Source organism: Cellulomonas sp. P5_C5 (assembly GCF_054049655.1).
Genome location: NZ_JBFULY010000025.1, coordinates 71,206 through 83,995, shown reverse-complemented (window position 1 = coordinate 83,995; position 12,790 = coordinate 71,206). Strand labels below are relative to the sequence as shown.

General features: G+C 73.1%; 14 protein-coding genes. 13 read left to right on the top strand and 1 reads right to left on the bottom strand.

Annotated elements, in window-relative coordinates:
• Positions 1–38: 38 nt before the first annotated feature.
• The 5 genes from ACXJKF_RS17430 to ACXJKF_RS17410 all read left to right on the top strand — a co-directional run bounded on the left by ACXJKF_RS17430 (position 39) and on the right by ACXJKF_RS17410 (position 4,148).
• Positions 39–236, top strand: coding sequence for a ubiquitin-like protein Pup (locus tag ACXJKF_RS17430; protein WP_456788978.1), 198 nt, complete (start codon positions 39–41; stop codon positions 234–236).
• A gap of 6 nt (positions 237–242) precedes the next feature.
• A complete protein-coding gene (gene prcB / locus ACXJKF_RS17425) occupies positions 243–1,088 on the top strand; it encodes a proteasome subunit beta (protein WP_456788977.1) in 846 nt (281 codons plus the stop codon).
• The gene (prcA, locus tag ACXJKF_RS17420; protein WP_456788976.1) at positions 1,085–1,783 is read left to right on the top strand and encodes a proteasome subunit alpha; all 699 of its coding nucleotides are present in this window, start codon (positions 1,085–1,087) and stop codon (positions 1,781–1,783) included. The genes prcB and prcA overlap by 4 nt, the downstream gene beginning before the upstream one ends.
• Positions 1,784–1,822: 39 nt before the next feature.
• Positions 1,823–3,184, top strand: a complete 1,362-nt coding sequence (pafA, locus tag ACXJKF_RS17415; protein ID WP_056028106.1) for a Pup--protein ligase — start codon at positions 1,823–1,825, stop codon at positions 3,182–3,184.
• 79 nt (positions 3,185–3,263) lie between these two features.
• A complete protein-coding gene (locus tag ACXJKF_RS17410) occupies positions 3,264–4,148 on the top strand; it encodes an FKBP-type peptidyl-prolyl cis-trans isomerase (RefSeq protein WP_456788975.1) in 885 nt (294 codons plus the stop codon).
• Here ACXJKF_RS17410 and ACXJKF_RS17405 read toward each other — a convergent pair.
• Positions 4,145–4,792 (bottom strand): TIGR03085 family metal-binding protein, encoded by a 648-nt coding sequence (locus ACXJKF_RS17405; RefSeq protein WP_456788974.1) that lies wholly within the window; start codon positions 4,790–4,792, stop codon positions 4,145–4,147. The genes ACXJKF_RS17410 and ACXJKF_RS17405 overlap by 4 nt on opposite strands.
• Before the next feature lie 134 nt (positions 4,793–4,926).
• Between ACXJKF_RS17405 and ACXJKF_RS17400 the strand changes: the two genes are divergently transcribed.
• The 8 genes from ACXJKF_RS17400 (at position 4,927) to ACXJKF_RS17365 (ending at position 12,679) form a co-directional block, all read left to right on the top strand.
• On the top strand, positions 4,927–6,777 hold the full coding sequence (locus tag ACXJKF_RS17400) for an ABC transporter ATP-binding protein (RefSeq protein WP_456788998.1): 1,851 nt from the start codon (positions 4,927–4,929) through the stop codon (positions 6,775–6,777).
• Positions 6,774–8,591, top strand: coding sequence for an ABC transporter ATP-binding protein (locus ACXJKF_RS17395; protein ID WP_456788973.1), 1,818 nt, complete (start codon positions 6,774–6,776; stop codon positions 8,589–8,591). Before ACXJKF_RS17400 ends, ACXJKF_RS17395 begins: the two co-directional genes overlap by 4 nt.
• Positions 8,592–8,643: 52 nt before the next feature.
• The gene (gene hisI, locus ACXJKF_RS17390; protein WP_456788972.1) at positions 8,644–9,042 is read left to right on the top strand and encodes a phosphoribosyl-AMP cyclohydrolase; all 399 of its coding nucleotides are present in this window, start codon (positions 8,644–8,646) and stop codon (positions 9,040–9,042) included.
• On the top strand, positions 9,039–10,616 hold the full coding sequence (locus ACXJKF_RS17385) for an anthranilate synthase component I (RefSeq protein WP_456788971.1): 1,578 nt from the start codon (positions 9,039–9,041) through the stop codon (positions 10,614–10,616). The genes hisI and ACXJKF_RS17385 overlap by 4 nt, the downstream gene beginning before the upstream one ends.
• Complete coding sequence (locus tag ACXJKF_RS17380; RefSeq protein WP_456788970.1) at positions 10,613–11,209, top strand: Trp biosynthesis-associated membrane protein; 597 nt, start codon at positions 10,613–10,615, stop codon at positions 11,207–11,209. The genes ACXJKF_RS17385 and ACXJKF_RS17380 overlap by 4 nt, the downstream gene beginning before the upstream one ends.
• Positions 11,210–11,289: 80 nt before the next feature.
• Positions 11,290–11,595, top strand: a complete 306-nt coding sequence (locus tag ACXJKF_RS17375) for an HGxxPAAW family protein (protein WP_456788969.1) — start codon at positions 11,290–11,292, stop codon at positions 11,593–11,595.
• Positions 11,596–11,652: 57 nt separating this feature from the next.
• Positions 11,653–12,204, top strand: a complete 552-nt coding sequence (locus tag ACXJKF_RS17370; protein ID WP_456788968.1) for a DUF4190 domain-containing protein — start codon at positions 11,653–11,655, stop codon at positions 12,202–12,204.
• Between the two features lies 1 nt (position 12,205).
• The gene (locus tag ACXJKF_RS17365; protein WP_456788967.1) at positions 12,206–12,679 is read left to right on the top strand and encodes a DUF2752 domain-containing protein; all 474 of its coding nucleotides are present in this window, start codon (positions 12,206–12,208) and stop codon (positions 12,677–12,679) included.
• Positions 12,680–12,790: the final 111 nt, after the last annotated feature.

Genomic DNA, 12,790 nt, shown 5'->3' with positions numbered 1-12,790 from the left:
GGCGGCAGCACGCTGCTTCGGTTCTCCGGGAGGTCACCATGGCTGGTCAGGAACACGTACGCCCGCGCCGCGAGGACGCCGAGCCGGACGACGGACCGGACACCCCCACCCCCGTCGCTCCGGCCGCTCAGTCGCGGGACTCGGAGGTCGACGCGCTGCTCGACGAGATCGACGACGTCCTGGAGTCCAACGCCGAGCAGTTCGTGCGCGGCTTCGTGCAGAAGGGCGGTCAGTGACCGCCGATGACCTCATCCGACACGTCCGCCTCCGGGCGGCTGCCGCACGCCTTCACGACCCCCGGCTCGTCGTCGTTCGTGGAGTTCCTGTCCAGCCACGCCCCGCAGCTGCTGCCGGGTAACCGGCCCGCCTCGGACGTGCAGGCCCCCCACGGCACCACGATCCTCGCGCTCGCGTTCGAGGGCGGGATCGTCATGGCGGGGGACCGCCGGGCCACCATGGGCTCGATGATCGCGAGCCGGGAGATCGAGAAGGTCTTTCCCGCCGACGAGTACTCGGCGGTCGGCATCGCCGGCACCGCCGGTCTCGCCGTGGAGCTGGTCCGCCTGTTCCAGCTCGAGCTCGAGCACTACGAGAAGATCGAGGGCAGCCTGCTCTCGCTCGACGGCAAGGCCAACCGGCTCGCGACGATGATCCGCGGCAACCTCGGCATGGCGATGCAGGGGCTGGCCGTGGTGCCGCTGTTCGGCGGCTTCGACCTGGACCGCCGCGTCGGCCGGATCTTCTCCTACGACGTCACGGGCGGCCGGTACGAGGAGCACGACCACCACGCGGTGGGCTCGGGCTCGGTGTTCGCGCGCGGCTCGCTGAAGAAGCTGTGGCGGCCGGGGCTCGACGCCGACGCCGCGGTGAAGGTCGCCGTGGAGGCGCTCGTCGACGCGTCGGACGACGACTCCGCGACCGGCGGGCCGGACCACACCCGGGGGATCTGGCCGGTCGTCGCGACCGTGACGGAGTCCGGGTACCTGCGGGTCGGCGACCCCGATCTCGCCGCCGTCGCCGAGACGATCGAGCAGGAACGCCGTCGAGGCCACGCGGGTCACCGCGACGCGAATGGTGGTGCGCGATGAGCATGCCGTTCTACGTCTCGCCCGAGCAGCTGATGAAGGACCGGGCGGACTACGCCCGCAAGGGCATCGCGCGCGGCCGGTCCGTCGTGGTCCTGCAGTACGACGACGGGATCGCGTTCGCCACCGAGAACGCGTCGCGCGCGCTGCACAAGATCTCCGAGATCTACGACCGCATCGGCTTCGCGGCCGTCGGGAAGTACAACGAGTTCGAGAACCTGCGCGTGGCCGGCGTGCGCTACGCCGACCTGCGCGGCTACTCCTACGACCGGGAGGACGTCACCGCCCGGGGCCTGGCCAACGCGTACGCGCAGACGCTGGGTACGTCGTTCACCACGGAGTCCAAGCCGCTCGAGGTCGAGATCGTCGTCGCCGAGGTCGGCCGGGCTGCCGCGGGCGACCAGATCTACCGGCTCGCCTACGACGGCTCCGTCACGGACGAGCACGGGTACGTCGTCATGGGTGGGCAGGCCGACCGGCTGGGCGGCCTGCTCGCGGAGCAGTGGCGCGCGGGGCTGACCCTGCCCGAGGTGCTCGCGCTCGCCGTGCGCACGCTGGGTGCGGCGGAGGACGGCGGCGAGCCGCGGACGATCCCTGCCGCCCAGCTGGAGGTCGCGGTGCTGGACCGCACGCGACCGCGCAGGACGTTCCGACGGCTCGCCGGCGCACTGCTGGAGGACCTGCTGGTCGCAGACTGAAAGGCAGACGGCACGGGGGCGAGGGAGGGGAGCACGGCGATGGACAGACGGATCTTCGGTCTGGAGACGGAGTACGGCGTCACGTGCGCCGCCCAGGACGGGCGGGGGCTCTCCGCGGACGAGGTCGCGCGGTACCTGTTCCGCAAGGTCGTCGCGTGGGGGCGCTCGTCCAACGTGTTCCTGCGCAACGGCTCGCGCCTGTACCTCGACGTCGGCTCGCACCCCGAGTACGCGACCGCCGAGTGCGACGACGTGCGCCAGCTGGTCACGCACGACCGCGCGGGCGAGCGCATCCTCGAGGGGCTCGTCGCGGACGCGCAGCAACGGCTGGAGCACGAGGGTCTGCCGGGGACCATCCACCTGTTCAAGAACAACACGGACTCCGCGGGCAACTCCTACGGGTGCCACGAGAACTACCTCGTGCGCCGGCAGGGCGACTTCTCCCGGCTGTCGGACGTGCTGGTGCCGTTCCTGATCACGCGCCAGATCCTCACCGGCGCGGGCAAGGTGCTGACGACGCCGCGGGGTGCGGTCTACTGCCTGTCGCAGCGCGCGGACCACATCTGGGAGGCGGTCTCCAGCGCGACCACCCGCTCCCGGCCCATCATCAACACGCGCGACGAGCCGCACGCCGACGCCGAGCACTACCGCCGGCTGCACGTCATCGTCGGCGACTCGTCGATGTCCGAGGCGACGACGATGCTCAAGGTCGGCTCGACGGACCTGCTGCTGCGGATGATCGAGGCCGGCGTCCCGATGCGCGAGATGGCTCTGGAGAACCCGATCAGGGCGATCCGTGAGATCAGCCACGACCTCACGGGCATGCACCCCGTGACGATGGCGAACGGGCGGACCGTCACGGCGATCGACCTGCAGGAGGAGTACCTCACGCGGGTGACGGACTTCCTGGCCTCCGAGGGGGGTCCGAGCCCGGAGAACAAGCAGGTGCTGGACCTGTGGGAGCGCGGGCTGCGGGCCATGCGCACCGGGGACCTGTCGCTGGTGGACCGCGAGCTGGACTGGGTGATCAAGTACCGGCTGATCGAGCGCTACCGCGCCAAGCACGGGCTGGAGATGTCCGACGTGCGGGTGCAGCGCCTCGACCTGGCGTACCACGACATCTCCCGCACCGAGGGTCTCTACAACCTGATGGCCGCCAAGGGGCTGGTGGAACGAGTGACGACCGACCTGGAGATCTTCGAGGCGACCGCCGTCCCGCCGCAGACCACCCGCGCCAAGCTCCGGGGCGACTTCGTGCGTGCTGCGCAGGATGCCCGCCGCGACTACACGGTCGACTGGGTCCACCTCAAGCTCAACGACCAGGCGCAGCGCACCGTGCTGTGCAAGGACCCGTTCCGCAGCGTCGACGAGCGGGTGGACCGCCTGATCGAGTCCATGTAGCACCGGTCCCACAGCAGTGCGCCGTACAGTGTGGCGGTCCTGGTGACCCCGCCGGATTCGTGGAGCTGGAAGGAACGACGTGCGACGACTGCAGGGCCGAGCCCTGGTAGCCGGTCTGGCGACCGCCCTGCTGACCCTCGTCGGTTGCAGCGCACCGGCCTCGGAGCCGGCCACGGTGACGGTGTCCGGCGAGCCCGGCGAGGCACCGACGATCACGTACCTCACGCCGCTGCAGGTGGACAAGACCCGGACGGAGCAGATCTGGCCGGGCACCGGCGCCGAGCTGGTCGAGGGCGCACCGGTGCTCATCGACTTCTGGCTCGAGGACGCGACGGACGCCACCCTGGTCAAGGAGAGCTACTCCACGAACCCGACGGCGATGCTCCTGACGGAGGAGGACCTGGGCACGGACCTGTACGAGACGCTGCGCGGCCAGCAGGTCGGCGCCAGGCTGCTCCAGATCAGTCCCGGCAGCGGTGCCGGCGCGACGGACTACCCGACGGTGACGGTGGTCGACGTGCTGCCCACGCGCGCGGACGGCGAGGCGAAGGCCCCCCGGCCGGACCTGCCCGTGGTCACGCTCGACGCGTCGGGCGCCCCGACGATCACGCCGACCGGCACCGAGCCCCCGGCGACGCTCGTCGCGCAGCCGTTGATCCGTGGCAGCGGCGAGCAGGTGGCCGCCAGCGACATCGTCACCGTGCACTACACGGGCTTCGCGTGGACGACCGGTGAGGCGTTCGACTCGACGTGGACGCACGGCCTGCCGGTGTCGTTCTCGCTGCAGGACGTGCAGGCGTGGGCCGAGGGGCTGGTCGACCAGCCGGTCGGCAGCCAGGTCATGCTCGTCGTCCCGCCCACGTACGCCCTCGGGGTCACCGAGAGCGAGGAGCTGGCCGGACAGACCGTCGTCTTCGTGGTCGACATCCTGGCCACCGGGCACCCCGAGCAGGCGGCCGGCTAGCGCGAGGGGAGCACCGCCTCGATCGCCGCGACGTCGTCGGCCGCGCCCTCCACCCGGACGTCGGCCGCGGCACCGCGCCCGAGCAGGTAGAGGACGAGCTCGCCGGTGTCTCCGCGCACGATGACGGTGCCGTAGTCGGCCTTCGGCGCGCGCAGGCGGTGCCGGATGCCGTCGTCGCGGACGAGCACGACGCCCACGGGGCAGGAGCGCAGCCGGCCCGTGGCGGCGCGGGGCAGGTGCGACCACAGCGCCTCGACGAGCCCCGGGTCGAGCTCGCGGGCGGGGACGGGTCCCGCGCCCCGTCGGACGTCCTCGGTGTGCACGAAGAACTCGACGACGTTGGCGGACTCGCCGACCCAGGAGGCCGGGTGCCAGCGCGCGGGGCTGTCCGCGACCCGGGCCACCAGGTCGCGGTAGGCGCCCTCGGTCGACGCCTGGTCGGCCAGCCTCGCGATCGCGGCCTCGGCGCGGGACGACAGGGCCGGGACGGCGATCCCCGCCCCCACCACCGCGGAGCGTTCCCGCAGCACGACGTGCGCCGCCAGGTGGCGTGCCTGCCACCCCTCGCAGAGGGTGGGCGCGTCGGGCGCGACGTCCAGGAGGGCCTGCGCCAGCTGCGCGCGCTCGATCTCGTGCCAGGTCATGACCGCAGGATCCCACGCGGCGCCGTGACCCGCGGCGCGGGTAAGCGCTCGCACACGCATGAGAGAATGAGGAGAACCCCACGAGCTCCACGGAAGGTCCTGTCGTGCCCACGCGAGACGAGTCGCCCCGGTCGATGGCGCTCACCGGCTCGGTCCCGCGGCGTGCCGTCCAGCTGCTCGGTCGAGGCCTGCGCGCCCATCCCCGCACGTACACCCTGGCCATCGGGACGTCCGCGCTCTTCGGTGCCCTCACGGTCGGCGTCAGTCGCGTGCTCGGTGCGGTGACGGACCAGGTCGTCGTCCCGGCGCTGGCCGGCTCGAGCGAGGCACGGGACCGGATCTGGCTCGCCGGGGGCGCGATCGCGCTGGTCGCCGTCTCGCTCGCGCTGACGGTCGCTGCGCGACGGGTGTTCGCGGGCCGCGGGTTCGCGCTGCTCCAGGAGGACCACCGCACGGCCGTCACCCGGCAGTACCTGCGGCTGCCGATGTCGTGGCACCGCCAGCACCCGACGGGCCAGCTGCTCTCGAACGCGAGCGCGGACGTCGAGGCGGCGACGTCGATCTTCAACCCGCTGCCGTTCGCGATCGGCGTCGTCGTGATGATGGTGGTCGCCACCGTCGAGCTCGTGCGCACCGACATCTGGCTGGCGGTCGCCGCGCTCGTCGTCCTGCCGCTCGCGGTGATCGCCAACGTCGTGTTCCAGAACCGCATGTCGCCGGCGGCCATCCGTGCGCAGCAGCTGCGGGCCGAGGTGGCGGACATCGCGCACGAGAGCTTCGAGGCCGCGGTGCTCGTCACCTCCCTGGGCACCGAGGCGCGCGAGGAGGCCCGGTTCGCCGAGCGGGCCACGCAGCTGCGCCACGCGAACGTCCGCGTCGGGGTGGTGCGCGCCATGTTCGACCCGGTCATCGACCTGCTGCCGAGCCTCGGCACCCTGCTCGTCCTGGTGGTCGGCACCGTGCAGATCAGCGAGGGCCGGGTGGGCACCGGGGACGTCGTCGCCGCCGCCTACCTGCTGACCCTGCTGGCGGTGCCGGTGCGCGCGTTCGGCTGGGTGCTGGGGGAGCTGCCACGGGCGCTCGTCGGGTACGACCGGATCGCCCGGGTGATCGACTCGCACGGGTCGCTGAGCGTCGGCAGCACGCCATGGGCGCCGGCCGGCGGGGCGCGGGTCGAGCTGCGCGACGTGAGCCGCTCCGTGGCGCTGCCCGGCGGCGGGGAGCTCGAGCTGCTGCACGACGTGGACCTCGACGTGGCTGCCGGCCGCACGATCGCCGTCGTGGGTCCGACGGGGGCCGGCAAGACGACGCTCGTCTCCCTGGTCAGCCGGCTGTACGACCCGTCGCGCGGCTCGGTCCACGTCGACGGGCTCGACCTGCGGGAGGTGCGACCGGCTGACCTCGCGCGCCACGTCGCGCTGGTGTCCCAGTCGACGTTCGTGTTCGAGGACACCGTGCGCTCGAACGTCACGCTCGACGACGAGGGCGCACCGGGAGCCCCCGACGACGAGGCGGTCTGGGGCGCGCTGCGCCTCGCCCGCGTCGACGACGTCGTGCGCGCCCTGCCCGGTGGCCTCGACGCGCCCCTCGGCGAGCGCGGTGCCAACCTGTCGGGTGGTCAGCGTCAGCGCCTAGCGCTCGCCCGGGCGCTCGTCCGCCGCCCCGCCGTCCTCGTCCTGGACGACGCGACCTCCGCGGTCGACCCCCGCATCGAGCAGGCCATCCTGCGCGGTCTGCGGGGCGACGGGGGAGCGACCAGCCCGACGGTGCTGCTGGTCGCCTACCGGATGTCGTCCGTCCTGCTCGCCGACGAGGTGGTCCACATCGACGGCGGCCGCGTGGTCGACCGCGGGACGCACGCCGAGCTCCTCGCACGCGACCCCGGCTACCGCGCGCTGGCGACGGCGTACGAGCAGGAGACCGCGCGGCGTGCCGCCGAGACAGCGGACGAGGACGCCCTCGAGGTCGTGGAGGACCACGCATGAGCGAGCAGCAGCGCAGCCACCGGTTCGCGCCCGCGAGCACCCTGGGGGTGCTCGCGACGCTGCGCCGCGGCGTGCAGGTCTCGCCGCAGCTGCTGGTGGGCTGGCAGCTCACGGTGCTGCTGGCGGTGGTCGCGTCGATCGGGCGGGTGCTCGTGCCGATCGCGGTCCAGCAGACCGTCGACACGGGGATCCTCGCCGACGGCGGTCCGGACATCTCGCGGGTCATGGCGCTCGCCGGCCTGGCCGCGCTCGGCCTGCTGATCGGCGCGGTGTGCTCGGCCTACGTCAACGTGCGGCTGTTCCGGTCGAGCGAGAGCGGGCTGCTGGCGCTGCGCACCCGGGCGTTCCGGCACGTGCACGACCTGTCGGTGCTGACGCAGAACACCGAGCGGCGCGGGTCGCTGGTCTCGCGCGTGACGTCCGACGTCGACACGATCTCGCTGTTCGTGCAGTGGGGCGGGATCATGCTGCTCGTCTCGGTGCTGCAGATCGCCGTGGCGACCGTGCTGATGGCGGTCTACTCGTGGCAGCTGACCCTGATCGTATGGGCGGGCTTCGTGCCGCTGTTCGTGCTGCTCCAGCCGCTGCAGAAGCGCGTGAACGCCCGGTACACCGCGGTGCGGGAGCGGGTCGGCGGGATGCTCGGGGCCATCTCCGAGGCCGTCGTCGGCGCCGAGACCATCCGGGCGTACGGGGTCGCGGAGCGCACGCAGCGCCGGATCGACGCCGCGGTCGCCGCGACGCGGGCGGCGATGGTGCGGGCGCAGAACCTGGTCGCGCTCGTGTTCTCCAGCGGCGTGCTCGTCGCCAACCTCGTCCTGGCGATCGTCGTGGTCGCGGGGACCTACCTGGGCATCGCCGGGGAGATGACCGTCGGTCGGCTGCTGGCCTTCCTCTTCCTGGTGCAGCTCTTCACCGGTCCCGTGCAGATGGCGACCGAGATCCTCAACGAGCTGCAGAACGCCGTCGCCGGGTGGCGTCGAGTGCTCGGGGTCCTGGAGACGCCGGTCGAGGTGGTCGACCCGGGCGCGGACGGTGTGCCCAGCCCGCGCGGCCCGGCGCACGTCGAGCTGCGGGCGGTGGACTTCTCCTACCCGGACGGTCCGCCGGTGCTGCGCGAGGTCGACGTCGCGATCCCCGCGGGGACGTCGGTCGCGGTGGTCGGTGCGACCGGGTCGGGCAAGACGACGATCGCCAAGCTCGTCGCGCGGTTCATGGACCCCACCGGCGGCTCCGTGCTGCTCGACGGGGTGGACGTGCGGGACATCGCGGTCGCCGACCTGCGACGACGGGTGGTGCTGGTCCCGCAGGAGGGCTTCCTGTTCGACGGCACCCTCGCGCAGAACGTGGCCTACGGCCTGCGCCACGAGGACGGCACGACCGCGGCCCAGGACGACGACGTGCGGATCCGCGCGGCCATCGAGGCGCTCGGCCTGGACGGCTGGGTCGACGAGCTGGCCGACGGGCTCGACACCCCCGTCGGACAGCGGGGCGAGTCCCTGTCGGCGGGGGAGCGGCAGCTGGTCGCGCTCGCCCGGGCGTACCTGGCGGAGGCCGACCTGCTGCTGCTCGACGAGGCGACCTCGGCAGTGGACCCTGCCACCGAGGTCCGGATCGCGCGGGCGCTGGACTCGCTGACGCGCGGCCGCAGCACCCTGACCATCGCGCACCGCCTCTCCACCGCGGAGGCGGCCGACACCGTGGTGGTCGTCGACGCCGGTCGCGTCGTCGAGGTCGGGCACCACGACGAGCTCGTCGCACGCGACGGCCACTACGCGGCGATGCACGCCGCCTGGGTGTCGCAGACCCGCTGACCGCCGGTGGGACGGGTCCGTGCCACGCGCGGCTGCGTGGCAGGATCGGTGCGTGTCTTCCAGCCCCGCCGCACCCGTCCTCGATCCCGCCGTCGCAGCGCTCCTCAAGCACGACGACCACGGCCTGGTGGCAGCAGTCGTGCAGCAGCACGACTCGCGCGAGGTGCTCATGCTCGGCTGGATGGACGACGAGGCGCTGCGGCGCACGCTGACCACCGGTCGTGTCGTGTTCTGGAGCCGCTCGCGCCAGGAGTACTGGCGCAAGGGCGACACGTCCGGCCACGCCCAGTACGTCAAGGCCGTGAGCATCGACTGCGACGGCGACGCCCTGCTGGTCGAGGTCGACCAGGTCGGCGCCGCGTGCCACACCGGTGCGCACACCTGCTTCGAGGCCGGCGGACCGCTCACGGCGGTCGTCGGAACCCGACCCACCGAAGGAGAAGCTGGATGACCACCGCTCTGCCCACGGTGTTCCCCGCGGACGTCGCCGCGGCTGAGGTCCCCTGGGGTGGCACGTGGCCGTCGATCGACGTCTTCCGTGGCCTCGCTCGCGACCGTCGGGTCATCCCCGTGGTGCGCCGGCTCCTCGCCGACGGCGTCACCCCCGTCGGCCTCTACCGGACGCTCGCGGCAGGGCGTCCGGGCACGTTCATCCTGGAGTCCGCCGAGGCCGCCGGGAGCTGGGACCGGTACTCGTTCGTCGGCGTGCGCTCGCGCGCCACGCTGACCGTGCGCGACGGGTCCGCCGTCTGGGTCGGTGACGTCCCCGTCGGCGTCCCCACCGACGGTGACGCCCTCGACGTCCTCGAGCGCACGCTGGACGCGCTGCGCACCCCCGCGATCGCCGGCCTGCCGCCGCTGACCAGCGGGCTCGTCGGCGCCCTGGGCTGGGACATCGTGCGGCACTGGGAGCCGACGCTGCCCGCGAACGCGCCCGACGAGCTCGGCGTGCCCGAGCTCACCCTCCTGCTGGCCACGGACCTGGCCGTCGTCGACCACCACGACGGGTCGGTGTGGCTGGTCGCCAACGCGATCAACTTCGACGACACCGACGAGCGGGTGGACGACGCGCACGCCGACGCCATCGCGCGGATCGAGGCGATGGAGGCGGCGCTGCTGCAGCCCGCCGAGTCCTCGGTCGCGGTCCTGGCGGACGTCGCCGAGCCGGAGCTGGCGTTCCGGTCCACGCGCCAGGCGTTCGAGGACGCCGTGCGCACCGGCCAGGAGGCCATCCGCGACGGCGACGTGTTCCAGGTGGTCCTCTCGCAGCGCCTGGACCTCGATTGCCCCGCGGAGCCGATCGACGTCTACCGCGTGCTGCGCACCATCAACCCGAGCCCGTACATGTACTACCTGCAGCTGCAGGACGCCGACGGGCGTGACTTCGCCGTCGTGGGCTCGAGCCCGGAGACCCTGGTGAAGGTGACCTCGGGTCGCGTCGTGACCTTCCCCATCGCGGGGTCGCGCCCCCGTGGCGCCACGCCCGACGAGGACCGCCGGCTGCAGGACGAGGTGCTCGCGGACCCCAAGGAGCGTGCCGAGCACATCATGCTCGTCGACCTGTCCCGCAACGACCTGGTCAAGGTCTGCGAGCCGGCCAGCGTCGAGGTCGTCGAGTTCATGGCGGTCAAGAGGTACTCGCACATCATGCACATCTGCTCGACGGTCGTCGGGCGGCTGCGCGAAGGGGCGACCGCGCTCCAGACGCTGGTCGCCACGTTCCCCGCAGGCACCCTCTCCGGGGCGCCGAAGCCGCGGGCGATCGCGCTCATCGACGAGATCGAGCCCGCGCGACGCGGCATCTACGGCGGCACGGTCGGCTACTTCGACTTCGCCGGCGACATGGACATGGCCATCGCCATCCGCACCGCCCTGATCCGGGACGGGCGGGCGAGCGTCCAGGCCGGCGGCGGCATCGTCGCGGACTCCGTGCCCGCCCTGGAGTACGAGGAGTCGCGCAACAAGGCCGCCGCGGCGGTGCGGGCCGTACAGATCGCGTCCCGGCTGCGCCGGGCGGGCGCGTGACGGTCCCGCCGCCGGCGGACCGTCGCCGCCCGGGACGAGGGCGCGCGGCGGGTGTGCTCCTCGTCCTGGCGGGGCTGACCGCGGCCGTCACGGTGCCCACCTGGTTCACGACGACGGGCACCACCGCGCTGCAGGGCACCGTGACCGTGGAGGTCACCGGCTCCCAGGCGGCGCCCGCGGTCCTCGCAGCGGCGGTCGCAATTCTCGCGGCGGTCGCGGCCGTCGGCCTGGTCGGCCGGGCGGGGCGCTGGGTGGTGGCCGTGGTCGTCGTGGCGTGCGGTCTGCTCGTCGCCGCCGCGTCGCTGGGGGTCACGGCGGACCCGGTCGCCGCCGTCACGCCGGTGGTCGCCGCGAAGACCGGCGTGGGCACACCGGCCGGCCCCGTCGTGACGAGCGTGTGGCCGTGGGTCGCCGTCGGGGTCGGCGTCCTCGACGCCGTGGCCGGCGTCTGGTTCGTGCGCGTCTCCCGCGCGTGGTCGGGGCCGTCGCGGAGGCACGAGTCGGCACCCGTCGGCACCGCCGCACCCTCGGCCGCCGAGCCGGACGAACGGTCCGACTGGGACGCTCTCAGCAGAGGCGACGACCCGTCCTGACGTGCGGCGGCACGTGCCGGGCCGCACCGGGAGGGTCGGATAGGGTGAGCGCAGAACCGAGCACGAAGGGCACCCCACTGATGGCTGACAACACGCTCGCGCACCGCGCGCAGAACGCCACGACCACCGAGAAGATGCACCTGCCGCCGACGGCCGCCCCGACCAACCACGGGAAGACGCTCGCCGCATGGGTCACCACCTACTCGGTGGTCATCGCCTTCACCATCGCCGGTCTCGGCGTCCTGTTCGCGATCGTCTGGCTGTTCTGGGTCGGCATGGCTCTGGTCGTCGCCGGGCTGGTCGCCGGCAAGGCGCTGCAGGTCTCGGGCCACGGCCAGGGCGGCGACAAGACCCGGGCCCGCCAGGCACGCACCGGCGGGCACTGACCCGCACAGCTCCACCGCCGCCCGGACAGGGTGGGCGCACGCGACCGAGGAGGACCGATGTCGACCCCCAACGAGCCGCAGAACCCGTACGGGAGCGGAGATCCGCAGGATCCGAGCAGAGCCCCGCAGGACCCGGGCGCAGCCCCCCAGTACCCCGCAGCCCCTCCGCCGTACCCGCAGGGACCGGCCGCTCCGCCGCCGTACCCGGGTGCGGGCGGCTCGCCGCAGTACCCCGGCGCCGCGGCTCCGCAGTACCCCTCGGCCGCGCCGTACGGCTCGGCTCCCGGTGGCTACGGGCAGCCCGGCGCCGGCTACGGAGCCGCGTACCCGAAGAACGGACTGGCCGTCTGGTCGCTGGTCCTCGGCATCGTGTCGTTCGTGCTCGGCTGCGGCCTCTTCACCGGCATCCCGGCGATCATCGTCGGGAACAACTCGAAGAAGGCGGTCGCGCGCGGCGAGGCGAACAACGGCGGCATGGCGACGGCCGGGATCATCCTCGGCTGGATCGCGATCGTGCTCTCGGTGCTCAGCGTCATCCTGATCGCCGTCCTCTGGTCGAACGCCGACTTCCGGGACGCGTTCAACGAGGGCTACACCTCGAGCTACTGACGTGTCGACCGTCGACGACGGTCCGCAGGTACTGCCGACCGGCCCGCTCCCGTCCGACGCACCCGCGTCGCACGGAGCGGGCCGTCGTGCGTCGTTGACCGCCCCGCTCGTCACCGGTGGGGTGGTCGTGCTCGCGACGGCGCTGCTCGCGGTGCGGGATCCGCACGTCGCGGGGAGCTACGGCGTGTGCCCGTCGTTCCTGCTCCTGGGCGTGTGGTGCCCGGCCTGCGGTGGGCTGCGGGCGACGCACGACCTGGCGACCGGCGACCTGGCCGGGGCATGGTCGATGAACCCGCTGTGGGTTCTCGCGGTGCCGCTCGTGGTCGTGCTGTGGGGTCGCTGGGTCACCCGTTCGGCGCGAGGGGTCCGCGCCGGTCCTGCACCCACCTGGGCGGCCTGGCTGCTGCTCGTGGTGGTCGTCGGGTTCGGGGTGCTGCGCAACGTCCCGGCGCTGGCCCCGTGGCTGGCGCCATGAGGCAGCCGTCCCATCCATCGACCTGTGGTCGGGGTCACTCCGGGACCGTTCTACGATGGCTCACCGGACCGCCGCCACGATCGACGGCGCGCAGCAGGTCCGGAACCGACC